The following is a 22,147-nucleotide window of genomic DNA, read 5'->3' as shown; positions in this document are numbered from 1 at the left end:
GGGGAGCCGCTGCGCGGGTCGGCCTCCACGCCCCACGGAATCAGAACAGCGTCGCTTCCTCCGGCCCGGGCAGCTCCTCCAAAAGCTCCGGCCCGTTGTTGCGCACGTTGCTCACCGCCGTCGTCACCGCATAGGCCCGCATCCGCCCGCCAGGGGGCGGCTCCAGCAGCGACCGCAGCTCGTCGAAGTCGGTCCGGGACGGGTCCAGCCACGCGTCCCACCGGTCCTGCGTCAGCATCAGCGGCATCCGCGGATGAATGTCCGACAGCGACCGCGGCCCCTCCGCCGGCGCCACTCCCAGCGGCCCCGTCTCCGCCTCCGTCGTGATCACCGAGCAGGTCACCCACCACGCCTGCGGATGGTCGTCCGGCAGCGTCCGGTCGCGCCAGAACTCGTAGAGGCCCGCCATCGCGAAGACCGACCCGTCCGACGGGGTCACGAAGTACGGCTGCTTCTTCGGGCGCTTCTTCTTCCCCTCGACCTCGAGCTCGCGCTCTCCCACCCCGGTCACCCACTCGTAATAGCCGTCGGCAGGGAGGATGCAGCGCCGGGAGAGGAAGGGTTTACGGAACGACGGCTTCTCGTGCACCGTCTCGGCACGCGCATTGATCATCCGCGCCGCGCCTTCCGGTGACTTCGCCCAGGACGGCACGAGGCCCCACTTCAGCGCGCGCAGCTGGCGAACCGGACGGCGGTCGTCGGCGTCCTTAACAGGGCGTTCGAGGACCGCGTAGACCTCTTTTGTGGGGGCCACGTTCCAGTCGGGCGCCAGCGTCTCCTCCGGCTCCCATTTCTCGACCTCGAAGAGCCCTACGAGGTCCTCGGGCCTACGACTCGCTGCATACCGTCCGCACATAAGTGCCAGACTGCCACTTCCGTACGCCGTCCGAGGGAGCCGCCCGCGAAATGGTCACCACACACGCCGTCGCAGCGAATGCGCCGCTCACCGACCTGTGGGACCGCGTCTTCGGCACGCAGAGCGCCCCGGAGCCGTGGCTCGTCGCCGTCACCGGCCTCGTCGCCCTCGCCGCCGTCATGCCCAATGTTCTGTGGCGGCTGACGCGGAACGCCGTCACGATCGCCCACGAGGGCGGCCACGGATTCGTGGCGCTGGTCACCGGCCGCAAGCTGCAGAGCATCCGGCTGCACTCCGACACCAGCGGTCTGACCGTCAGCCGCGGCAAGCCGACCGGCATCGGGATGATCCTGACCGCCACCGCGGGCTACACCGCCGCCCCGCTGCTCGGCCTCGGCGGGGCCTGGCTGCTGGCCGCGCACCACATCACGCTGCTGCTGTGGCTGGCGACCGCGCTGCTGCTCGCGCTGCTGGTGATGGTGCGCAACGCGTACGGGGTGCTGACCGTGACCGTCACCGGCGCTGCGTTCCTGCTGGTGTCGTGGCTCACGTCGCCCGGGGTGCAGTCCGTCTTCGCGTACACGGCGGTGTGGTTCATGCTGCTCGGCGGCGTACGGCCGGTCTTCGAGCTCCAGTCCAAGCGGCGGCACGGCGGCGCCCCCGACTCGGACGCCGACCAGCTCGCCAGGCTCACTCATGTGCCGCCGGCGATCTGGCTCTTCTTCTTCCACGCGGTCGCGCTCTGCTCGCTGATCGGCGGGGGCCGCTGGCTGCTCGGTCTATGAGAGGCGGCCTCCGGCTGCTCGGTCTGTGAGACGGGGCCGGCCGCCGTGGTGCCGAGCGCCCTATCACGCCGCCGTTACGCCCCGGTTTCCCCATATCTGATCAAGATCTGCGCTCGTCCCGAGCCACTAAAGTGATGGCCATGACCGAAAGCGCCGTGCACCCCGCCCTCTGGCCCGCCCCTCTCGCGACCGGAGCCGTCGAAGCGACGGTCACCGTGCCCGGTTCGAAATCAGTGACCAACCGCGCTCTGGTGCTGGCCGCGCTGGCCGCGGAGCCGGGATGGCTGCGCCGTCCGCTGCGCTCGCGCGACACCCTGCTGATGTCCGCCGCCCTGCAGGCAATGGGCGTGGGCATCGAGGAGACCGTCTCGTCCAGCACCACCGGCGGCACCGACGATGGCAAGGACCTCGCCGCGGCGGGCGAGGCCTGGCGTGTCATCCCCTCCGGCCTGCACGGCCCGGCCACCGTCGACGTCGGCAACGCGGGCACGGTCATGCGCTTCCTGCCCCCCGTCGCCGCCCTCGCCGACGGCCCGATCCGCTTCGACGGCGACCCGCGTTCCTACGAACGCCCCCTGCACGGTGTCATCGACGCGCTGCGCATCCTCGGCGCCCGGATCGACGACGACGGCCGCGGTTCTCTGCCGATGACCGTGCACGGCGGCGGTGCGCTGGAGGGCGGGCCGGTGCGCATCGACGCCTCGTCGTCGTCCCAGTTCGTCTCCGCCCTGCTGCTCTCCGCGCCTCGCTTCAACCAGGGCGTCGAGGTGCGGCACGTCGGCGGCCGGCTGCCCTCCATGCCCCACATCCGGATGACCGTGGACATGCTGCGCGCCGTGGGCGCCCAGGTCGACGAGCCGGAGACCGGCGGCGAGCCGGATGTCTGGCGTGTGTCGCACAGCGCGCTGCTCGGCCGTGACCTGACGATCGAGCCCGATCTGTCCAACGCCCAGCCGTTCCTGGCGGCGGCCCTGGTGACGGGCGGCCGGGTGACGATCCCCGACTGGCCCGAGCGGACCACCCAGCCCGGTGACGCGCTGCGCGAGATCTTCACCGAGATGGGCGGCTCCTGCGAGCTGACGACGACGCCGACCGGCACGGCGCTGGTCTTCACCGGCAGCGGCCGCATCCATGGCATCGACGTCGACCTCGGCGAGGTCGGCGAGCTGACCCCGGGCATCGCGGCGGTCGCTGCGCTCGCCGACTCCCCCTCGACACTGCGTGGCGTGGCGCATCTGCGGCTCCACGAGACGGACCGGCTGGCGGCCCTCACCAAGGAGATCAACGAGCTCGGCGGCGATGTCACCGAGACGGAGGACGGCCTCCACATCCGCCCGCGCCCCCTGCACGGCGGCGTCTTCCGCACCTACGACGACCACCGGATGGCGACGGCCGGCTCGGTCATCGGCCTCGCGGTGCCGGACGTCCAGATCGAGAACGTGGCGACGACGGCCAAGACCCTCCCCGACTTCCCGCAGATGTGGGCCGAAATGCTCGGGGCCTGACGTCATGCGCCGCTACGGCAAGCACACCGACGAGGACGACATCCGGTCCCGCCCCAACCGCAAGGGCAACCGGCCCCGGACCAACATCCGCCCCAAGCACGAGGACGCCCTGGAGGGCATGGTCCTCACCGTCGACCGCGGCCGCCTGACCTGCCTCGTCGAGGACCGGGCGATCACCGCGATGAAGGCCCGTGAGCTGGGCCGCAAGGCGGCTGTCGTCGGAGACCGTGTCGGCATCGTCGGCGATCTCTCCGGCGACAAGGACACGCTGGCGCGGATCGTGCGCATCGAACCCCGGTCGTCGGTGCTGCGCCGCACGGCCGACGACGACGATCCGTTCGAGCGTGTGGTCGTCGCCAACGCCGACCAGCTTGCCATCGTCACCGCACTCGCCGATCCCGAGCCGCGCCCGCGCCTGATCGACCGCTGTCTGGTGGCCGCGTACGACGGCGGGCTCGAGCCGCTCCTCGTCCTGACCAAGTCGGACCTGGCCTCGCCCGACGAGTTGCTGGAGATGTACGGGGCGCTCGGTGTCCCTTATGTGGTGACCACCCGCGAGGAGTTCGTCGACGGTCTTGCCGCCGACCGCGTCCGGGAGTATCTGGTGGGGCGGACGACCGCGTTCGTCGGGCACTCGGGAGTCGGCAAGACGACCCTGGTCAACGCCCTGGTCCCCGAGGAGCGGCGACGGACCACCGGTCTCGTCAACGCGGTCACGGGACGCGGCCGGCACACCACGACCTCCGCGCTCGCCCTCCCGCTCGCCGACAAGCAGGGCGGCTGGGTCATCGACACTCCGGGCGTGCGCTCCTTCGGGCTGCACCATGTCGACCCGTCCAGGGTCATCAACGCTTTCCCGGACCTGGTCCCCGGCACGGAGGGCTGTCCGCGCGCCTGCAGTCACGACGAGCAGGACTGCGCCCTCGACGCGTGGGTGGCCGAAGGGCACGCCGATCCGGCGCGGCTCTACTCACTGCGGCGGCTGCTCGCGACCCGCGAGCGACGCGAAGGCGACTGAGTCATCCACGTTTACCGTCCGCGACCGCTGGTAAGTGCATACTCGCACCAAGTCGGACGAGCAGTTCCGGGCGGATTCAGTTCGGACCGAGCAGTCCCGGACCGAACAGTCATCGACGACGCGGGAGGCCCTGGACCAATGGCGTGGCTGCTGGTTGTGGTTGCCGGACTTCTCGAAACGGGCTTCGCGGTCTGCCTCAAGCTGTCGCACGGCTTCACGCGGCTGTGGCCCACGATCGCCTTCGCCGTTTTCGCCCTCGGCAGCTTCGGCCTGCTGACGCTGGCGCTGAAGAAGCTCGACGTGGGTCCGGCCTACGCGGTCTGGACCGGCATCGGCGCGGCCGGTACGGCGATCTACGGCATGGTCTTCCTCGACGACGTCGTCTCCACGCTCAAGATCGTCTCGATCACACTGGTGATCGTCGGCGTCATCGGTCTGCAGCTCTCGGGCTCGTCGCACTGACCCGGTCGGCTCTCGGACGCGTCGCACCGCTTCCGTCCGCTCTGGGGCTCGTCGCGTCGCCCCCTTCGCACACGGCCGCCCGCACCAGCTGTGCGACGCTCCCGCCGACGGGTGCGACGACACAGGAGAGCGCCAGCCGCACCGCGAGTTCGCAGCGCTGCGGCAGGTCGGCCGGTTCGTCGGCCGCCCGCCCGCCCCGGAGCCTTCGGCCCGGTCGCAGGCTCGCCAGAGACCTGTCCCGCACCGCGGCGACCAGCTCGGCCGGAAGCGGCGGTCGCGCGTCCGCTCGCCGCTGCGCCGGCACTCCCGAGAGTGCGGCCCCGCTGCGGACCGGTCTCGGTACCGGCAGCCGCTCCTCCCAGCAGCCGGTGAGCAGGGCGCGCAGCACGGGCCTGGCCCGCGCCTCGCCGACGGTCCATTCGGCGACGGACACGAGCCGCTCGTCGGCCCCGGCGCTCTGCCCGAGGAGCCGTTCCACGCCCCGCAGATACGAGTCGGCCTCGCGGCGCACGAGGGCGCGGGCGAAGCCGTCCTTGCTGCCGAACTCGTTGTAGAGGGTCTGGCGGGAGACACCGGCGGAAGAGGCGACGTCGACCATCCGCACCGCGGACCAGGGCAGGTCGCGCAGGGCCGCGAATGCGGCGTTCAGCAGTGACTCCCGCGCTGCAGGCATCGGCGCCTCCCCGGCAGAGCAACTCCGGTCACAGGGTTGACGGGCAGCCTTCCACTGTCAAGAGACACAGCAGGGGACGGCACGCGGCCGGAAGGCGCCCACAGGGCCGCCACGGCCGCCCAGGAAGGGTCGGACCCGCCCCGATAGAGTGGCTGACATGCCCGACTACCACGATGATCTGCGCCTCGCCCACGTCCTCGCGGATGCCGCCGACGCCACCACCATGGACCGGTTCAAGGCTCTGGACCTCAAGGTCGAGACCAAGCCGGACATGACCCCGGTGAGCGAGGCCGACAAAGCGGCGGAGGAGCTGATCCGTGGGCACCTGCAGCGGGCACGGCCTCGCGACGCGATCCTCGGCGAGGAGTACGGCATCGAGGGCACGGGCCCGCGCCGCTGGGTCGTCGACCCGATCGACGGCACCAAGAACTATGTGCGCGGCGTACCGGTCTGGGCGACGCTGATCGCGCTGATGGAGGCCGGCGAAGGCGGCTACCAGCCGGTGGTGGGCGTGGTGTCGGCCCCGGCTCTCGGCCGGCGCTGGTGGGCGGCGAAGGGCGGCGGCGCGTACACCGGCCGGAGCCTGACCTCCGCAACGCGGCTGCACGTATCCAAGGTGGAGCGCATCCAGGACGCCTCGTTCGCGTACTCGTCCCTGTCGGGCTGGGAGGCGCAGGGCCGTCTCGACGGCTTCATGGACCTGACGCGGGCGGTCTGGCGCACCCGGGGCTACGGCGACTTCTGGCCCTACATGATGGTCGCCGAGGGATCGGTGGACATCTGCGCCGAGCCGGAGCTGTCGCTGTGGGACATGGCGGCGCCGGCGATCCTGGTGCAGGAGGCGGGCGGCTCGTTCACGGGCCTCGACGGACAGGAGGGCCCGCACAGCGGTAATGCCGCGGCGTCGAACGGGCTGCTCCACCATGAGCTGCTGGGCTATCTCAACCAGCGTTACTAGGACGGCCACGACCAGCGTTACGAGGCGGCCACGACCAGCCGTACCGGACGCCACGACCAGCGGTCCCGAACGCCATGACCAGCCGCACCGGTGGGCCGCGGGCCGTTCGGAACGCCGTCACCAGCCGCACCGGTGGGCCGCGGGCCGTTCGGAACGGCGTACGCCGGTCGATCAGCAGGCGCGCGTGCGGGCCGAAGAGGCCGCGCACGCCCCCTTGCCGCCTTCACCCCGTCCTGCAACTCTGAGAGTCCCCCCACTTGTGAACTTGTGAATCGGTTCTCGAACGGCCGATCACCCAGGAGGTGGCTCCTTTCATGCTCGTCCGTGACGCCATGAGCACGGTGGTCCTCACCATCGGCCCCGCACACACGCTCCGCCAGGCGGCCCGACTGATGGCCGCGCGCCGCGTGGGCGCGGCCGTGGTCCTCGACTCCGACTCGAGCCTCGGCATCCTCACCGAGCGCGACATCCTCAACTCCTTGGGCCTGGGACAGGACCCCGACCTCGAGACCGCCGGCACCCACACCACCACCGACGTCGTCTTCGCCGCGCCTGCCTGGACTCTGGAGGAGGCGGCCGAGGCCATGGCACACGGCGGCTTCCGCCACCTGATCGTGATGGACGGTGACGGCCCCATCGGCATCGTCTCCGTCCGCGACATCATCCGCTGCTGGGCCCCGGCCAGGCGCCGCGCAGCCGCCTAGGCACCCCACTCTCCGTGTACGACCGAGCCTTGCCGCGCACGCGAAAGGGCCGGATCCCGTGAGGAATCCGGCCCCTTCTTCTACGACAAGCGGGACCTCAGCCGCGCAGGGCCTGGACCGCGGCCTCGAGCCGCTTGCCGAAGTCGCCGTCCGCCTGGCGGAAGTTGTTGATCGCCCGCTCGGCGATGTCGTCACGCGACACCTTGGCGATGAACTGCGAGAGGTTGCCGATCAGGCGCTCCTTCTCGTCCTCGGACATCAGACGGTAGAGGTTGCCGGCCTGGACGAAGTCGGTGTCCTCGGCGTGCGCCGGAGCCTCGTGGTCGCCGGTCACCCCGGACACGGGGGTGGGCTGCCACAGCGGGCGGTCCGTCTGGTACGGGCCGCCGAAGCTGTTCGGCTCGTAGTTCTTCGCGCCCTTGTGGCGGCCGTCGTAGAGGAACCCGTCGCGGGAGTTGGTGCGCGCCTCCGTGGCGTGCGGACGGTTCACCGGCAGGTGGTCGGCGTTGATACCGACGCGGTAGCGGTGGGCGTCGCCGTACGCGAACAGACGGCCCTGGAGCATCTTGTCGGGCGAGGGGCCGATGCCCGGCACGAAGTGGGCGGGGCTGAAGATCGACTGCTCGACCTCGGCGAAGATGTTCTCCGGGTTGCGGTTGAGCTCCAGCTTGCCGATCTCGATGGGCGGGTAGTCCTCGTGCGGCCACACCTTGGTGAGGTCGAACGGGTTGAAGCGGTAGGTGGCCGCTTCCGCCGCCGGCATGATCTGCACCTGCACGGTCCAGGTCGGGAAGTCACCGCGCTCGATGGCCTCGCGCAGATCGCGCTGGTGCGAGTCCGGGTCCACACCGGAGAGGCGGTTGGCCTCGTCGGTGGTGAGGTTCTTGATCCCCTGGTCCGTCTTGAAGTGGTACTTGACCCAGAAGACCTCGCCGGCCTCGTTGTTCCACTGGTACGTGTGGGAGCCGTAGCCGTTCATGTGCCGGTACGACGCGGGAATGCCGCGGTCACCGAACAGCCAGGTCACCTGGTGCGTGGACTCGGGCGACAGACCCCAGAAGTCCCAGACGTTGTCCGCCTCCTGCGAGCCGGTGTACGGGTCCCGCTTCTGGGTGTGGATGAAGTCCGGGAACTTGATGGCGTCCTTGATGAAGAACACCGGGGTGTTGTTGCCGACGAGGTCGTAGTTGCCGTCTTCGGTGTAGAACTTCAGCGCCCAGCCGCGCGGGTCACGGACGGCGTCCGCCGCGCCGAGGTTGCCGGCGACGGTGGAGAAGCGCAGGAACGTCTCCGTCTGCTTGCCGACCTCGGAGAGGAACTTGGCGCGGGTCCACTGCGAGACGTCGCGGGTCAGCGTGAAGGTGCCGTAGGCGCCGGCGCCGCGCGCGTGGACGACACGCTCCGGGATGCGCTCCCGGTTGAAGTGCGCGAGCTTCTCGAGCAGCAGCTGGTCCTGGACCAGCACCGGTCCGCCGACGCCCGCGGTCTCGCTGTTCTGGTTGTCGGCGACCGGAGCCCCGGCCTCCGTGGTGAGCGGTCCCTGCGTCACGTGCGCCTCCTGCGTCATGTACTGCCCAGTGTCATCTGCGGCACAGCCTGCCCTTGGCCTGCGCCGCACTCGATCCTACGATGGACTTTGTCTAAGTCAAGCGAACATCCAAAGTCACACCCGTTCGGGACTCGGTCCCACCGCTGTTAGGCTGGCCCCATGAGTGACCTGTTGGAACGACTTCGCGGACGCGGCTGGCGTATGACCGCACAGCGGCGTGTCGTGGCCGAGGTCCTCGACGGCGAGCATGTCCATCTGACCGCCGACGAGGTACACGCTCGCGCGGTGACGAGACTGCCCGAGATCTCCCGGGCGACCGTCTACAACACCCTGGGCGAGCTGGTCAGCCTCGGCGAGGTTCTCGAGGTGTCCACCGACCGGCGCGCCAAGCGGTACGACCCGAACGCGCATCAGCCGCACCAGCACCTGGTCTGTGCGCACTGCGGCACGATCCGCGACGTGCACCCGGGGGGCAACCCGCTGGCGGACCTCCCGGACACGGAGCGCTTCGGCTTCACGATCTCGGACGTCGAGGTCACCTACCGCGGCACCTGCCCCAACTGCGCCGCGGCGTAGCTCACACGCATAAGGCGAGGCCCCCGACGCTCCGGCGTCGGGGCCTCGCCTTATGCGTGCCCGAGAGTGCTTGTCGTGCCCGAGAGTGCTTGTCGTGCCCGAGAGTGCTTGTCGTGACCGAACGCGCTTGTCGTGACCGAACGCGCTTGTCGTGACCGAACGCGCTTGTCCTGCCTGGACGCGCTTGTCGCGCCCGGACGCACGAACGCCGAAGGCCCGGATCCTTGAGGATCCGGGCCTTCGGTTTCAGTAGCGGGGACAGGATTTGAACCTGCGACCTCTGGGTTATGAGCCCAGCGAGCTACCGAGCTGCTCCACCCCGCGTCGTGAACACAACATTACGGTACCCCGCCGACCAGCGCAAATCGCTATGCGGTGAGCTCCTGGAGCAGAGCCTCCCGCAGCCGCGCCGCCCTCTCCGTCACCTCGGCCGGCCCCAGCTCGACGGCCCTGGCGCACCAGCGCTGCCCCTCGGCGAGCTCTCCCCGGCGGGCGGCGAGCAGAGCGAGGCGCAGTGCCGCCCGGCCGTGCCCCGCCCGCGCGGCGCGGGCCCACCAGAGGGCAGCCTCGCGCTCGCTGCCCTCGCGGGCGAGGAGCAGGCCCAGGTTGAAGGCACCGCTGCGGCTGCCCGCCTCGGCCGCCTCCCGGTACCAGCGCGCGGCATCCGTCATGTCGCCGCGGGCCGCGGCGAGCATGCCGACACGGACCTGGGCACGGCGGTGCCCTTGGTCGGCGGCGCGCTCGTACCACTCCTCGCACTCGCTCTTCTCGGCCATCGGCTCGCCGAGGGCGGGCGGACCGAGCGCCGGACGCCGGGCGTCCAGCACGGTGGCGAGCCGGAAGGCCGCCTCCGCACTACCGCCCCCCGCGGCGCAGCGCAGGTGACGCTCGGCACCCTGCTCGTCGCCATCCCTGAGCAGGGCCATGCCTACCTGGAGCGCCGCCTCCGTGTGCCCGGCGGCCGCGGCGCGCTCGTACCAGGAGAGCGCCGTGCGGTCGTCGTCACGGCCGGCGTGAAGGATGCCCAGGTTGAACGCGGCATCGACGCTGCCGGCCTCCGCGGCCTTGGAGAACCACGGCTCCGCGCCGACCGCGTCGCCGGCCTGCAGCAGCAGGACGGCGAGCGCGTTCGCCGCCTCGCGGTGACCCGCGTATGCGGCGCGGCGGTACCACTGCTCGGCCTGAGCCGTGCGGTCCTGGGCGGCGCAGAGCAGCCCCAGGTTGTACGCGCCGTTGACGTCACCCGCGTCCATCGCTGCGCGGTACCAGCGCTCCGCGGTCTGCTGCTCCCCCCGTGCGGCGTGCAGGGCACCGAGGGCGTTCGCGGCGTTGCCGTCGCCGTCCTGGGCAGCGCGCAGCCACCACACGGCGGCGCTCTCCTCGTCGCCGGCGTCGCGCAGCAGGAACGCGAGCGCGCAGGCGGCGCGGGCCTCGCCGTCCTTGGCGGACGTGAGATACCACCGCCCGGCCTCCTTGAGTTCGCCGCGCTTCTCGAGGATCGCCCCGAGGTGCAGGGCGGCCCGCCGGTGTCCGCGCGCGGCGGCCTGGCGGTACCACTGGGCGGCCTCGCCGATCAGGCCGGAATCCGCCCGAGTCGGGGAGCCGGCCCCCGTGCCGGACGTGTCGGGTCCGGCGGCGCCGTCCGGGCGCGCCCTGCGCCCTGCACGGCCAGGCTCATCGGCGTCGGCAACGAGACCGGCACCGGCACGGCCCGCTTCCTCGGCGTCGGCCAGCGTGCGCAGGGCGGCGTCCGTCTGCCAGACGTGGCCGGTCCGCCCCGCACCGGACGCACCGACACCGCGGGCCGCGTCTCCCCGAGCCGCACCCACGCTGCGGACACCGGAGCCGGCGCCCGCACGGGCCCCGCTCATCGACGCTTCCCCGGACCGCGGACCCGGCAGGCTCACGCCCCGGCCGGCGTCCGCCGACGGGGGCCGTCGCACGGCCCGCGCCGAAACCCTGGCCTCGGACACGAGCTCGCCGCGGACCAGCCGGCCGGCCTCGTCGCCCGCGCGGGCCTGCTCCGCCGCCCGGCGCTCCAGGGCGCGTGCGAGGCGGTACGCAGCCTCTCGGTGGCCCTGCTCGGCCGCCGCGCGCAGCCAGCGCTCTGCGCCCACGTCACTGCGGTGCTCCAGCAGGTCCGCGAGGGCGTATGCGCCAAGGGCGTGGCCCTGCTCGGCGGACTGCCGCAACCAGTACTCGGCCGCGGGCTCGTCGCCGCGCTCGCGGAAGTGGCGCCCCAAGGCGTGCGCGGCTGCGGCCGAGCCGGCCACGGCGGCGATCCGCCACCAGCCTGCCGCCTCCTCCGCGTAGCCGCGCTGATGAAGAAGCACGCCCAGGTTGTTGGCCGCGGCACGGTCGCCGTCGGCGGTCGCGCCGCGCAGGTAGGGCTCCGCTCCGTCGAGGTCTCCCCGACGCAGCAGCAGAGCGCCGAGGACGCTCATGGCCGCGGTGTCGCCGGCGTCGGCGGCACGCCGGTGGCGCGCCTCGGCGCCGGCGGTCTCCATGGCATCGACGTTGTCGTCGTCGGCGCCGACATCGTTGCCCAGGTGGTCCGCTCGACCCACTGCGTCGGTCGCATCGGCCACGTTTCCGGCATGCGGCTGCACAAACCGCCCTGTCTCCAACAGAGTTGCCCTGTCCCCCATAAAATCCATCGTCGCACCACCTGCAACCCGCGTACACCTGGTATACCGCAGCCAGTGAGGTCACTTCAGCGTTTTGTCGACATGCCCACAGAGAGATAAGTCAAACACGTTGAGCCTCAACTGAGGGCGCACGGCACGCACTTCGGCGTCACAAGAAGAGCCAATCCGGACAGCGCACACACGAAGAGGGCCCGGATCCTCAAGGATCCGGGCCCTCTTCTTCAGTAGCGGGGACAGGATTTGAACCTGCGACCTCTGGGTTATGAGCCCAGCGAGCTACCGAGCTGCTCCACCCCGCGTCGTTGTGTTGCAACCGTACCACGACGCGGGATGGTGCCTGCTCACCCCCTCTGCCGAGCGCTCAGGCCCTCGGCAGAGGGGCCAAGCCCTCGGCCCGCTCAGTCCCCAGGTGGTGCCTCTCCGTCGGGCTTGGAACCCGGCTTGCCGTCCGGTGTCGCGTCGGACTCGGAGCCAGGCGTGGTTTCCGGCTGGGCCTTCTGCGCGTCGGCTGCCCGCTGCAGGGCTGCCTCCAGGTCGGCCTGTGCCTTGCCGTACCCGACCCAGTCCGTCGGCTTCTTCTCCAGGGCGGCCCGGGCATCGTCGTACGCCTTCTGCGCGTCGGCGATGGCGTCCGCGAGCGCACCGTCACCGGTGGCCGGCGGCTCGGCCGGTTCCTCCGGCGGATCGGTCGGATCAGTCGGCGGGGTCTCCTCGTCCGGTGCCGCTTCCGTCCCGAAGACCTGGCTGAGTGCTCCGGCAAGGTCGTCGGCGAAGCCGATCTTCTCGCCGTAGACGACCGCCACCTTGCTCAGCAGCGGATACTCGGAACCCCGGCCCTGGGCGTAGATCGGTTCGACGTACAGGAACCCGCTGTCCAGGGGGACCGTCAGCAGATTTCCGTACTTGATCGTCGAGTCGGCGCCCTTGAGGTCACGGACGTAAGTGGCGATCGGGCCGTGTCTGTTGAGTCGGCTCTGCACCTGCTCGGGCCCGTCGACCTTGTCGTCCGTCACCCGCAGCAGTCTGATCTTGCCGTAGCTGTCGCTGTTGGCATCGGCGTCGACCGCCATGAACGCGCGCAGATTCGGACGTCCACTCGGGGTGAAGGTCGTCGTCAGCGAGAACTGCTGCGCCGCATCGCCCGGCAGCTTCATCGACAGGTAGTACGGCGGAACCGCGTTGTTGTCCGTCGCCTTGGTCGGGTCGTTGGGCACCTGCCAGGCGTCACTCGCGTTGTAGAACTGGTCGGGCTTGGTGACGTGGTAGAGGGTGAGCAGCTCGCGCTGGACCTTGAACATGTCCTGCGGGTACCGCAGATGGGCCTTCAGGTCGGCCGGGATGTCGCTCTTGGCCTTCACCGTGCCGGGGAAGGCCTTCTTCCAGGTCTTCAGGACCGGGTCGTTCTCGTCCCACTCGTAGAGCGTGACGGTGCCGTCGTAGGCGTCGACGGTGGCTTTCACCGAGTTCCGGATGTAGTTGACCTGGTTCTGCTGCGCGACCACCGCACGCTGCTGGTCGGTCAGCGAGTCGGCCGTGGTGTCACCGAGCGTCGTGCGGGACGCGTACGGATAGCCGTTGGTGGTGGTGTAGGCGTCGATGACCCACTGGATCCGCTTGCCCACGACTGCCGGATAGGCGTCTCCGTCGATGGTCAGCCACGGGGCGACCGCCTCGACGCGCTCCTTGGGCGTCCGGTTGTAGAGGATCTTGGAGCCTTCGCCGATGGCCCCCGAGTACATGATTTGCGGCTCGCTGAAGGCTACGGCGTACGCGGCGCGGTTGAGCGGGCCGGAGACGTCGATGCCGCCCTTGCCCTTGTAGCTCGTGGTGACCTGGGAGCCGTCGTTCTTTTCGTAGTCGAGCTCCTTCTGCGGCCCGCCGACGATCGAGTACTGGGCGGTCTTCTCGCCGTAGTAGATCCGCTGCTCGTAGCCTCCGAGGCTGCCCTTGGAGGGCAGGCCCGACTCCGTGAAGTCCGGGGCTCCGGACGTGCCCGCGGCGGTGCCGGTGCCCTTGGCCGCGACGGCGCCGTAGCCGTGGGTGTAGGTGAAGTGGTCGTTGATCCAGTTGCGCTTGTCGACGCCCTGGAGGTTGAGCTCACGCAGACCGATGACCGTGTCTTGGCCCTTGTAGCGGTCGACGTCCAGGGTGGCCGGGAACTGGTAGTACTTCCGCTCCTGCTCCAGCTGCTGGAAGGTGGGCGAGACGATGTTCGGGTCGTTGATGCGGTAGCTGGCCGCCGAGTCGGCGTCCCTGCGCTGCTGCTGGCCGTCCTTGACCTGACCGCGGCCCAGGTAGTCCGAGGCCTTCACGCCGTCGATCCCGTAGGCGTCACGGGTCGCGTCGATGTTCTTCTGGATGTACGGCGCTTCCTTGGCCTGCTCGTTGGGCTGGACCTGGAACTTCTGCACGATCGCCGGGTACAGGCCACCGATCAGGATCGCCGACAGGACCATCAGACCGAAGCCGATGACCGGCAGCTGCCAGGTGCGGCGCCACAGCGTCGCGAAGAACAGCAGCGCGCAGATGACGGCGATGCAGAACAGGATCGTCTTCGCCGGCAGGTAGGCGTTCGCGTCGACGTAGCGCAGGCCTGTCCAGTTGTCGGTCGCCTTGAAGTCACTGGACTTGACCGCGAGTCCGTACCGGTCCAGCCAGTAGGCGACGGCCTTGAGCGCGACGAAGACACCGAGCAGCACCGACAGGTGTCCGGTGGCCGCGGCCGTCGCCCGCGCGCCCGGGCTGGTGATGCGCAGCCCGCCGTACAGGTAGTGGGTCAGCGCGGCCGCGATCAGCGACAGCACGACGGCCGCGAAACCGAAGCCGAGCAGGAACCGGTACCAGGGCAGGTCGAACGCGTAGAACGCCACGTCCATCTGGAACTGGGGGTCCTTCTCACCGAAGGGCACCCCGTTGATCCACATCAGCCACGTACGCCACTGGCTCGTGGCGGAGGCTCCGGCGATCAGCCCGACCAGCGCGGTGATCGCGAGGAGCACCCACTTCTTGTACGGAGCGATGCCCATGCGGTACCGGTCCAGGCTCTGCTGCTCCAGCGACATCGCGCTGAGCGGCGGCCGCAGCCGGTGCGCGAGCCAGATGTTCACACCGACGGCGAGCGCCATCAGCAGACCGAAGACGGCGAACAGGCCGATCTTGGTCCACAGCGTGGTGGTGAACACAGACGAGTAGTCGACGGACCGGTACCAGAGCCAGTCGGTCCAGAACCCCGAGAACATGACGAACACCATGGCCAGGACGGCCAGGACACCCAGTGTCATGAGCAGGGTGCGGACACGCCGGGACGGCCGGCCCACTCTGATCCGTGGCCCGGTCGGGCCTCCGCCGCGGTCCGGCATCTGGAAAGCCAACGTGCGCACCTCGAAGTTCGCGGTTGTGTGAATCGGGCCCCGCGATCGTAGAGCCCACTCATGCAACTTACTGAGGCTTTACCTAGTTCCCGCCGCGGGGCAGTAAGGAGGCAGGATATTGACCATGTCCAATGTCTCCCCCTCCGGCCCCCCGATGGCCGCGACCCCGCTCACCCGCGCAGTGCTCGAGATCGACGAGTACGCCGCCGGTCTCGGCTGGGACCAGCCGGCCCGGCTCTTCGCCCTCGTCGACACCGCTCGGCTGCGTTCCCAGGAGCCGGGTCTCGCCGCCCAGCTCGGCCTCGACAGCGCTGACGCGGCCGCGCCCCTCACCCCCATCGAGCAGGACGAGATCCCGGCCGGCACCCCGCTGGACGAGTTTCTCGGCACCATCGCCTGGCCCGACTCGGTGGCCGGCTGCGCCTTGACCGTGGAGCGGCTGATGCTGCCGCCGTCCGCCGAGGCCTCCGTACCCGAGGGCCTCGACGACGCCGCACTGGCCGCTTGGGTCGCCAAGCACCCTGGCCGTCAGGAGGTCCGGATGACGGTGGCCGTCCTGCGCGACGGCTCGCGGGAGTCCGCGCTGCGGCTGCGGGAGAAGGACTCCCCCAACGAGGTGCTGACCGGGGCAGGCCTCGTCCCCGGCCTGGCCGAGGCCCTCGCCGCCACCTTCGAGGCGTAATCCCCGCACCGAGCTGCGGCGCCGCACCCCGGTCGGGGCGCGGCGCCGCTTTTCACTGCTCGTTCCCTGCTCGTGGGTCAACCGGTCGTACAGCTCGGCAGGCCCGCGGTGTCACCCTTGCTGATCTTGGCGAGGGACTTGGTGGCGTCGGCGATGGTGTCGACCTTCACCAGCGTCAGCCCGTCCGGGATGTCGGAGGCGGCGGAGGCGCAGTTGTCGCTGGGCGTCAGGAAGTACTCCGCTCCCGCGTCGCGCGCTCCGACGAGCTTCATCTCGATCCCGCCGATCGGGCCGACCCTGCCGTTCTCGTCGATCGTGCCGGTTCCGGCGACGAAGTTGCCGCCCGTCATGTCGCCGGTCGTGAGCTTGTCGACGATGCCGAGTGCGAACATCAGCCCGGCGCTCGGGCCTCCGACGTCCGCCAGATTGATGTCGACGGTGAACGGGAAGGTGTGGTCGGTGCCCGCCTGGATGCCGACGATCGCCCGGCCGTTGTCCTCGGCCTTCACCGTCTTGACCGTGACGGTCTCCGTGCCCTGCGGCTCCTTGCCGGCCTTCTCCGCGGCGGCCGCCTCGTCGGCGGGGACCACGGTGAAGACGACGTCCTGGCCGGGCTTGTGTTTCACGACCAGCTTGGCGACGTCCTGCGGCTGCACGACCGGCGTGCCGTCGACGGCGCGGATCACGTCCCCGGCGTGCAGCTTGTTCTCCGACGGAGAGTCCTTGACGACGGTCGAGACCACGACCCGTTCCTTGACCGGGATCTTCAGCTGGCGCAGTGCGGCGACCTTGGCGCTCTCCTGCGACTGGCTGAATTCCTCGGCGTTCTCCTGCGTCGACTGCTCCTCCGTCTTCCCGTTCGGGTAGAGGGTGTCGTGCGGCACCACCACATTGTCGTGCGCCACCCAGCCGTAGACGGCTTCGAGGAGATTCATCTGGTAGTCCGCGCCGGTGACCCTGACGGTCGTCATGTTGAGGTGCCCGGTGGTCGGGTACGTCTCGCGGCCCGAGATCTTGAGCACCGGCTCGCCGTCGGCGGAGCCGAGAGTGTTCACCGTCGGTCCGGGCGACATCTCGGCGTACGGCACCTTGAGAAACACGCCTGCGCAGAGCAGCGCGATGAAGATGAGGGTGGAGGCGAGCATCGTCGCAGTGCGGCGTGGCATGGAACGACAGTACGGGACACGCCTGTGAGCGCACTGTCGGGGCCGGTCCGTCCGGGGTCCGTCAGCGGCGGCCGGCGGTCTGGGTCAGGGGCGTAGGGCGTCAGTGCCGGGAGCGGCCCGCTCCATCGCGTCGCGGAACCGTGCGTAGCCCGCCAGCTCGGCCACGTCGCCGCTTGTGCGGTCCCGTGACGCCCAGCCCGCCCATATCGCAGCGCCGACAGCAGCGAACAGCGGAATCAGCAACCAGGCCAGAACTGCCATCGCGACCTCCCTACCCCATGAGCGAAAGCGACTGAGTGATCAGCAGATTAGTCTTCTGCCGCTTCAACGCTCACGGCAGGGGTGCGGTTACGCAAATCGGGCGGATGGGTGCCGACCGCGTTTCAGTGGAAGCAACCTGGCAAGACCCGACGATCCACGGCCCCGTCCCGTCACCCCTGGACGCCGACCCACTCCTCCGCACCGTCGGAGAACCGCTGGTGCTTCCAGATCGGCACCTCGTGCTTGAGGTTGTCGATCAGCTTCCGGCAGGCCTCGAACGCCTCGCCCCGGTGCGGGCACGACACGGCGACGACCACCGCGAGATCCCCGACGGCGAGGTCACCCACACGGTGGACCGCGGCCAGCGCCCGAACGGGATAGTCCGCGGCGATCTTTTCCGCGATGCGGCGCATCTCCGCCTCCGCCGTCGGGTGGCAGGAGTAACCGAGGGTGTCGACGTCCGCGCCGCCGTCGTGGTTGCGCACGGTGCCGACGAAGAGGGCGGTGCCACCCGCCGCGTCGTCGCCCACCGCCGCGAAGACCTCGTCGAGCGAGAGCGGCGTGTCACGGATCTCCAGCAGCCGGATGGGGTCCTTCGCTGCCTGCTCACCTGGGTGGTCGTGCGTGCGTGCCATGCCATCCATCGTGCCGTACACCGCCGACATCGCGGAATAGCCCTTTCGACCGGTCGCGACTCCTCACCCTTGGAGCCTCCTACAGCGCCCTTGCCACCCGGGGCCCGTCAGATCCTGCGGCGCGCCTTGCGTGCCCTGCGTACCAGGGCGGCCGTGCCCAGCAGCGCGACCGTCGCACCCGCGGCACCCGCGGCTGTGGCGTCCTTGCGGCCCAGGCGGCGTCCTGCGACGGTGTGCCTGCCCTCGACCTCCTCCAGAAGCGCGGCCAGCACCTCCTCGTTGGTCCACTGAGGTCGCCACCCGGCATCGTGCAGACGACTCACGCTGACCACCCAGGGGTGCATCGTGTACGCGAGGTCCCCGGCCGGAGAGGGCGTGAGCCCGATCCGGTGGAGCCGGGCCGCCGCACCCAGGGCGACCGCGGACGGCAGCTCCATGCGCCGGATGCCGCTGAGTTCCTCGACCTCCTCCTGCTCCAGCCATCCGTCGCAACCGACGGCGAGCTCACCCTCGACCTTCTCGAGCGCCGCGTACTCCAGAGCGCTCACCAGGTCCTCGACGTGGCAGAACTGCCAGGTGGGGCGCGATCCGGCGACGACGAGCAGTCGGGGCGACTCGAAGTAGCGGGTGAGCGCGGTGTCGGTGCCGCCCACCAGGACGGCGGGCCGCACCACGGTGACGTTGAGACCGGGGTGCGCGCGTGGCGCGCGGCGCGCCAGCCGCTCGATCTCCAGCAGGTCCCCGACGCCGGTCGCCTCCGCGGTGGCGCGCAGCTCGGCGTCCTCGGAGAGCGGGATGTCGTTGTCGGGCAGCGCGCCGTAGACCATCGCCGAGGTGCACAGGACAACGCGGTGGACACCGGCGGCAGCCGCCGCGGTCAGCACGGTCTGGGTGCCGCGGACGTTGTAGGCGGTCCGTGCGGCGGGATCGGACTCCAGGTCGAGGTCGAGAGCCAGGTGCACGACGACGTCGGCGCCGCGGAGCTTCTCCGCGATGGCAGGGTCGCGCACGTCCAGGATGTGCCACTGCGCTTCGGTCACCTCGCCCCGCCGCTCGTCCAGGGCGACGACCTGCTTGACCTCCTCGGATGCGGCCAGGCGCTTCGTGAGCAGGTCACCGACGCCGGTGGCGGCGCCGGTGACCGCGACGACGGGGCCCCGGCCGGACGGCTCCCGGCGGGCAGCCGGGGTTGAGTGGTTTCGCGCTGCGCGAACCTGCGGATCTGGGGAACTCACCAGGCGTCTCCAGCGGTTGTCTTCAGTACGTAAGCGAATGACGCATACGCACCAGGTGGCGTCCATCCTGCCGCAGGCCAAGTGTCGGCGGAGCACCGAGCCCGTAAGCGCTTCGGATGTCTACGCTGGGTGGTGTTGTCGGGCAGCCGCCGTCGGCAGGAAGCCGGCGGCCCTACGAGCCGAGGAAACCCGTGAGTGACACCCCATTCGGATTCGGCCTTCCGCCGGAGGAGCCGGAGAACGGCGACGAGGGCAAGAAGAAGAATCCCGGCGGAGGTGGCCAGGGCTCCGGTGGGTCCTCGGCCGACGCCTCCGGGTTCGGTTTCGGTGACAGCGGCGGGGAGAACCCCTTCGCGGCCATGTTCGGCTCCCTGAATCCGAACGACCTGGGTGCGGCCTTCCAGCAGCTCGGCCAGATGCTGAGCTACGAGGGCGGACCGGTCAACTGGGACATGGCCAAGCAGATCGCGCGCCAGACCGTCTCCCAGGGCACGCCGGACGGCACCAAGGACGCGAGCGTCGGCCCGGTCGAGCGGACCGCGGTCGAGGAGGCCGTGCGCCTCGCCGACCTGTGGCTGGACGGCGCCACCTCGCTGCCGTCGGGCGCGAGCACGGCCGTGGCGTGGAGCCGCGCGGAGTGGGTCGAGGCGACGCTGCCGGCATGGCAGCAGCTCGTCGACCCCGTAGCGGAACGCGTCGGCCTTGCCATGGGCGACGTACTGCCCGAGGAGATGCAGGCCATGGCGGGTCCGCTGATCGGGATGATGCGCTCGATGGGCGGCGCCATGTTCGGCCAGCAGATCGGCCAGGCGGTCGGCGTGCTGGCGGGCGAGGTGGTCGGCTCGACCGACATCGGTCTGCCGCTCGGGCCGGTCGGCAAAGCGGCTCTGCTCCCGCTGAACGTCGAGGCGCTGGGCAAGGACCTCGGCGTGGCCAGGGAAGAAGTGCGGCTGTACCTGGCGCTGCGGGAGGCCGCCCACCAGCGGCTCTTCGCCCACGTGCCGTGGCTGCGCTCGCACCTGTTCGGCGCGGTCGAGGGCTACGCCCGCGGGATCAAGGTGGACACCTCCAAGCTGGAGGACGTGGTCGGCCAGTTCGACCCCTCGCATCCCGAGCAGCTTCAGGAAGCGCTCCAGCAGGGCATGTTCCAGCCGGAGGACACGGCTGAGCAGAAGGCTGCCCTGGCCCGTCTGGAGACCGCGCTCGCGCTGGTCGAGGGCTGGGTGGACGCAGTGGTCCACGAGGCCGCCTCGTCCCGTCTGACGTCGGCGAGCGCGCTGCGCGAGACGCTGCGCAGGCGCCGGGCCAGCGGTGGCCCCGCCGAGCAGACGTTCGCCACCCTGATCGGCCTCCAACTGCGTCCGCGCAGGCTCCGGGACGCCTCACGGCTGTGGGCCTCCCTCACCGACGCGCGCGGCATGGACGGGCGGGACGCCCTGTGGGAGCACCCGGACATGCTGCCGACCGCCACCGACCTGGACGACCCGGACGGCTTCGTCCACCGCGAGCAGCTCGACTTCTCGGAGCTGGACAAGATGCTCGGCGAGGCTGCGTCGGGCGGCGCCAAGGGCCGCAAGGCCGACGAGAGCCGCGAGGCCGACGAGAGCCGCGAGGCGGGCAGCGCCGAAGACGGCGGCGACACCGACGGCAAGGGCGACGACGACAAGTGAGCCTGCACGACGACGCCGTCCTCGTACTGAAGGACTACGAGGACCAGGCAGAGCTGCGGCAGCTCTACCTGGACCATCTGGACTGCCACCCGGACGGGATCTGGAAGGCCTGCGAGGCCGGACACCTCACGGCGAGCGCCCTGGTGATCGACCCCGAGCGCGAGCAGGTTCTGCTGACGCTGCACAAGAAGCTCGGCATGTGGCTGCAGATGGGCGGTCACTGCGAGCCCGGTGACGCGACCCTCGCCGCGGCGGCGCTGCGCGAGGCCACGGAGGAGTCCGGGATCGAAGGCCTTGCCCTGCTGCCGGGAGGGCCGGTCGCCCTCGACCGGCATCCGATCCCCGTCCCGTGCCACTGGCACCTGGACGTGCAGTACGCGGCGCTGGCCCCGGGCGGTTCGGTCGAGGCGATCAGCGACGAGTCGCTGGACCTGCGCTGGTTCGACTACGCGCAGGTGCCGGACGTGGCCGACGAGTCGGTGGTCCGGCTGATGGAGCGCACGCGCTCGGCTCTGCGGTAGCGGTAGCGCGGGTCTATTGGCTGCGTGCGTCGCTGTAGCAGCGCGTGACACGCATGAGCGCCGACCGAGCAGGGTGCGGCGGCCGCCTCGGCCGCCGCACCCTGCTGATGATGCTAGTTCCAGGCGTTGTTCTGGTTCTGCGCGTGCGAGCCGTGCTGGCCCACGCCGAACTGTGCCCGGATGCCCTGCCCGACGTCGGCGTTCTGCGGGGGCATGACCTCGCTGGGCTGGACCAGGGCGAAGCCCTGACCGAGGAAGCTGAGTTCCCAGCCCTCTCCGGTGTTGCCGCGGCGGCGGCGCACCCCGGACGAGTGCGTCTGCGCCTGCATCTGCACCCGCAGTGCGGAGGACCAGGCGACGATGGCATCCGCGTCGACGTTGACGTACTTGTCGGGGGTCACCTGCATCATCAGCGGCTGGCCGGAGGTCATCAGCGCGACCTTGCCCCGTCCGGAGATGTTGAGCTGGTACTTGCCGGACCCGGAGATGCCGTACTGACTGTCCACCGCGATCACTTCGGTGTGCAGCGTGGAGTCGAGCGCCAGGACATAGGCACTGTCGACCGTCATGCCCTCCTGGTCGACGTCCACCACATGGATGTACTGGGCGAGGTTGGCGAAGTAGATCGTGCCCTGGCCGGAGCAGCGCATCAGGTCCAGTCCCTCACCGGTGTTGGCGCGGGCGCGGCGCTGGCTGCTCGTCTGGTACTCGCCGTCGAAGTCGACGAGCCCCTGGTACGCCACCATGGCGCCCTTGCGGGCCAGGATGTCGTCGTGGCCGGTCAGCGCCACCCGCAGCAACTGCGGATTCTGGACGACGTACCGGTCCTGGCTCTGCTGTTCTGTGTGGCTGAAAAGCGGGCTCTGCATGAT

20 protein-coding genes and 2 tRNA genes are annotated in these 22,147 nt (G+C 70.4%); 10 read left to right on the top strand and 12 right to left on the bottom strand.

All coding sequences use genetic code 11. The features are described from left to right. Positions 1-40 precede the first annotated feature (40 nt). A complete protein-coding gene (locus tag ACIQ7Q_RS03470) occupies positions 41-856 on the bottom strand; it encodes an SOS response-associated peptidase (protein ID WP_403855786.1) in 816 nt (271 codons plus the stop codon). A gap of 50 nt (positions 857-906) precedes the next feature. On the opposite strand from ACIQ7Q_RS03470, the gene ACIQ7Q_RS03465 reads away from it, so the two are divergent. The 4 genes from ACIQ7Q_RS03465 (at position 907) to ACIQ7Q_RS03450 (ending at position 4,626) form a co-directional block, all read left to right on the top strand. Next, entirely contained in the window at positions 907-1,641 is a 735-nt protein-coding gene (locus ACIQ7Q_RS03465; protein ID WP_403855784.1) for a M50 family metallopeptidase, read from the top strand. Positions 1,642-1,781: 140 nt separating this feature from the next. Then, positions 1,782-3,146 (top strand): 3-phosphoshikimate 1-carboxyvinyltransferase, encoded by a 1,365-nt coding sequence (gene aroA / locus ACIQ7Q_RS03460; RefSeq protein WP_403855782.1) that lies wholly within the window; start codon positions 1,782-1,784, stop codon positions 3,144-3,146. 4 nt (positions 3,147-3,150) lie between these two features. Next, the gene (gene rsgA / locus ACIQ7Q_RS03455; RefSeq protein ID WP_403855780.1) at positions 3,151-4,164 is read left to right on the top strand and encodes a ribosome small subunit-dependent GTPase A; all 1,014 of its coding nucleotides are present in this window, start codon (positions 3,151-3,153) and stop codon (positions 4,162-4,164) included. A gap of 138 nt (positions 4,165-4,302) precedes the next feature. Then, the gene (locus ACIQ7Q_RS03450; RefSeq protein WP_403855778.1) at positions 4,303-4,626 is read left to right on the top strand and encodes a DMT family transporter; all 324 of its coding nucleotides are present in this window, start codon (positions 4,303-4,305) and stop codon (positions 4,624-4,626) included. On the opposite strand, the gene ACIQ7Q_RS03445 is transcribed toward ACIQ7Q_RS03450, so the two are convergent. Further along, entirely contained in the window at positions 4,592-5,299 is a 708-nt protein-coding gene (locus tag ACIQ7Q_RS03445; protein WP_403855776.1) for a TetR/AcrR family transcriptional regulator, read from the bottom strand. The two genes, ACIQ7Q_RS03450 and ACIQ7Q_RS03445, sit on opposite strands and share 35 nt — an antisense overlap. A gap of 157 nt (positions 5,300-5,456) precedes the next feature. Between ACIQ7Q_RS03445 and hisN the strand changes: the two genes are divergently transcribed. After that, entirely contained in the window at positions 5,457-6,257 is an 801-nt protein-coding gene (hisN, locus tag ACIQ7Q_RS03440; protein WP_403855774.1) for a histidinol-phosphatase, read from the top strand. 314 nt (positions 6,258-6,571) lie between these two features. Then, positions 6,572-6,961 carry a cyclic nucleotide-binding/CBS domain-containing protein gene (locus ACIQ7Q_RS03435; protein WP_403855772.1) on the top strand — a complete coding sequence of 130 codons (390 nt, stop codon included), beginning with the start codon at positions 6,572-6,574 and terminating at the stop codon, positions 6,959-6,961. 97 nt (positions 6,962-7,058) lie between these two features. On the opposite strand, the gene ACIQ7Q_RS03430 is transcribed toward ACIQ7Q_RS03435, so the two are convergent. Beyond that, positions 7,059-8,510, bottom strand: a complete 1,452-nt coding sequence (locus ACIQ7Q_RS03430; RefSeq protein WP_403855770.1) for a catalase — start codon at positions 8,508-8,510, stop codon at positions 7,059-7,061. Between the two features lie 159 nt (positions 8,511-8,669). Here ACIQ7Q_RS03430 and ACIQ7Q_RS03425 point away from each other — a divergent pair, with 159 nt between their 5' ends. After that, a complete protein-coding gene (locus ACIQ7Q_RS03425) occupies positions 8,670-9,086 on the top strand; it encodes a Fur family transcriptional regulator (RefSeq protein WP_403855768.1) in 417 nt (138 codons plus the stop codon). 250 nt (positions 9,087-9,336) lie between these two features. Here ACIQ7Q_RS03425 and ACIQ7Q_RS03420 read toward each other — a convergent pair. From ACIQ7Q_RS03420 to ACIQ7Q_RS03405, 4 genes are all read right to left on the bottom strand, one after another. Further along, a tRNA-Met gene (locus ACIQ7Q_RS03420) sits at positions 9,337-9,410 on the bottom strand. Positions 9,411-9,454: 44 nt separating this feature from the next. After that, on the bottom strand, positions 9,455-11,743 hold the full coding sequence (locus tag ACIQ7Q_RS03415; RefSeq protein WP_403855766.1) for a sel1 repeat family protein: 2,289 nt from the start codon (positions 11,741-11,743) through the stop codon (positions 9,455-9,457). 216 nt (positions 11,744-11,959) lie between these two features. After that, positions 11,960-12,033, bottom strand: a tRNA-Met gene (locus ACIQ7Q_RS03410). Between the two features lie 99 nt (positions 12,034-12,132). Continuing rightward, complete coding sequence (locus ACIQ7Q_RS03405; protein ID WP_403856415.1) at positions 12,133-15,093, bottom strand: UPF0182 family protein; 2,961 nt, start codon at positions 15,091-15,093, stop codon at positions 12,133-12,135. Positions 15,094-15,229: 136 nt separating this feature from the next. On the opposite strand from ACIQ7Q_RS03405, the gene ACIQ7Q_RS03400 reads away from it, so the two are divergent. Next, complete coding sequence (locus ACIQ7Q_RS03400) at positions 15,230-15,787, top strand: PPA1309 family protein (RefSeq protein ID WP_403855764.1); 558 nt, start codon at positions 15,230-15,232, stop codon at positions 15,785-15,787. A gap of 77 nt (positions 15,788-15,864) precedes the next feature. Here the strand turns inward: ACIQ7Q_RS03400 and ACIQ7Q_RS03395 are convergent, their stop codons facing one another. The 4 genes from ACIQ7Q_RS03395 to ACIQ7Q_RS03380 all read right to left on the bottom strand — a co-directional run bounded on the left by ACIQ7Q_RS03395 (position 15,865) and on the right by ACIQ7Q_RS03380 (position 19,084). Further along, on the bottom strand, positions 15,865-16,953 hold the full coding sequence (locus ACIQ7Q_RS03395) for a PDZ domain-containing protein (protein WP_403855762.1): 1,089 nt from the start codon (positions 16,951-16,953) through the stop codon (positions 15,865-15,867). A gap of 84 nt (positions 16,954-17,037) precedes the next feature. After that, positions 17,038-17,214 carry a hypothetical protein gene (locus ACIQ7Q_RS03390; protein ID WP_403855760.1) on the bottom strand — a complete coding sequence of 59 codons (177 nt, stop codon included), beginning with the start codon at positions 17,212-17,214 and terminating at the stop codon, positions 17,038-17,040. A gap of 170 nt (positions 17,215-17,384) precedes the next feature. Then, complete coding sequence (locus ACIQ7Q_RS03385) at positions 17,385-17,849, bottom strand: molybdenum cofactor biosynthesis protein MoaE (protein WP_403855758.1); 465 nt, start codon at positions 17,847-17,849, stop codon at positions 17,385-17,387. Between the two features lie 107 nt (positions 17,850-17,956). Beyond that, on the bottom strand, positions 17,957-19,084 hold the full coding sequence (locus ACIQ7Q_RS03380) for an SDR family oxidoreductase (protein WP_403855756.1): 1,128 nt from the start codon (positions 19,082-19,084) through the stop codon (positions 17,957-17,959). Positions 19,085-19,275: 191 nt separating this feature from the next. Here ACIQ7Q_RS03380 and ACIQ7Q_RS03375 point away from each other — a divergent pair, with 191 nt between their 5' ends. Then, positions 19,276-20,754: a zinc-dependent metalloprotease gene (locus ACIQ7Q_RS03375; RefSeq protein WP_403855754.1), complete on the top strand. Its 1,479-nt coding sequence runs from the start codon at positions 19,276-19,278 to the stop codon at positions 20,752-20,754. Continuing rightward, positions 20,751-21,275, top strand: a complete 525-nt coding sequence (locus tag ACIQ7Q_RS03370) for an NUDIX hydrolase (protein ID WP_403855752.1) — start codon at positions 20,751-20,753, stop codon at positions 21,273-21,275. The genes ACIQ7Q_RS03375 and ACIQ7Q_RS03370 overlap by 4 nt, the downstream gene beginning before the upstream one ends. A 113-nt stretch (positions 21,276-21,388) precedes the next feature. On the opposite strand, the gene ACIQ7Q_RS03365 is transcribed toward ACIQ7Q_RS03370, so the two are convergent. Continuing rightward, on the bottom strand, positions 21,389-22,144 hold the full coding sequence (locus ACIQ7Q_RS03365; RefSeq protein ID WP_403855750.1) for an AIM24 family protein: 756 nt from the start codon (positions 22,142-22,144) through the stop codon (positions 21,389-21,391). Positions 22,145-22,147: the final 3 nt, after the last annotated feature.

Source organism: Streptomyces sp. NPDC096176 (assembly GCF_044763255.1).
Classification (GTDB): Bacteria; Actinomycetota; Actinomycetes; order Streptomycetales; family Streptomycetaceae; genus Streptomyces.
This window is presented reverse-complemented; position numbering and strand designations above follow the sequence as displayed.

Bases quoted from the DNA above. Each gene is read 5' to 3' on its own strand.
- ACIQ7Q_RS03385 (WP_403855758.1), bottom strand. From the start codon at position 17,849: ATGGCACGCACGCACGACCACCCAGGTGAGCAGGCAGCGAAGGACCCC.
- ACIQ7Q_RS03405 (WP_403856415.1), bottom strand. From the start codon at position 15,093: ATGCCGGACCGCGGCGGAGGCCCGACCGGGCCACGGATCAGAGTGGGC.
- ACIQ7Q_RS03415 (WP_403855766.1), bottom strand. From the start codon at position 11,743: ATGGATTTTATGGGGGACAGGGCAACTCTGTTGGAGACAGGGCGGTTT.
- hisN (WP_403855774.1), top strand. From the start codon at position 5,457: ATGCCCGACTACCACGATGATCTGCGCCTCGCCCACGTCCTCGCGGAT.
- ACIQ7Q_RS03470 (WP_403855786.1), bottom strand. From the start codon at position 856: ATGTGCGGACGGTATGCAGCGAGTCGTAGGCCCGAGGACCTCGTAGGG.
- ACIQ7Q_RS03395 (WP_403855762.1), bottom strand. From the start codon at position 16,953: ATGCCACGCCGCACTGCGACGATGCTCGCCTCCACCCTCATCTTCATC.
- ACIQ7Q_RS03450 (WP_403855778.1), top strand. From the start codon at position 4,303: ATGGCGTGGCTGCTGGTTGTGGTTGCCGGACTTCTCGAAACGGGCTTC.
- ACIQ7Q_RS03435 (WP_403855772.1), top strand. From the start codon at position 6,572: ATGCTCGTCCGTGACGCCATGAGCACGGTGGTCCTCACCATCGGCCCC.
- ACIQ7Q_RS03445 (WP_403855776.1), bottom strand. From the start codon at position 5,299: ATGCCTGCAGCGCGGGAGTCACTGCTGAACGCCGCATTCGCGGCCCTG.
- ACIQ7Q_RS03390 (WP_403855760.1), bottom strand. From the start codon at position 17,214: ATGGCAGTTCTGGCCTGGTTGCTGATTCCGCTGTTCGCTGCTGTCGGC.
- aroA (WP_403855782.1), top strand. From the start codon at position 1,782: ATGACCGAAAGCGCCGTGCACCCCGCCCTCTGGCCCGCCCCTCTCGCG.
- ACIQ7Q_RS03365 (WP_403855750.1), bottom strand. From the start codon at position 22,144: ATGCAGAGCCCGCTTTTCAGCCACACAGAACAGCAGAGCCAGGACCGG.
- rsgA (WP_403855780.1), top strand. From the start codon at position 3,151: ATGCGCCGCTACGGCAAGCACACCGACGAGGACGACATCCGGTCCCGC.
- ACIQ7Q_RS03465 (WP_403855784.1), top strand. From the start codon at position 907: ATGGTCACCACACACGCCGTCGCAGCGAATGCGCCGCTCACCGACCTG.
- ACIQ7Q_RS03400 (WP_403855764.1), top strand. From the start codon at position 15,230: ATGTCCAATGTCTCCCCCTCCGGCCCCCCGATGGCCGCGACCCCGCTC.
- ACIQ7Q_RS03425 (WP_403855768.1), top strand. From the start codon at position 8,670: ATGAGTGACCTGTTGGAACGACTTCGCGGACGCGGCTGGCGTATGACC.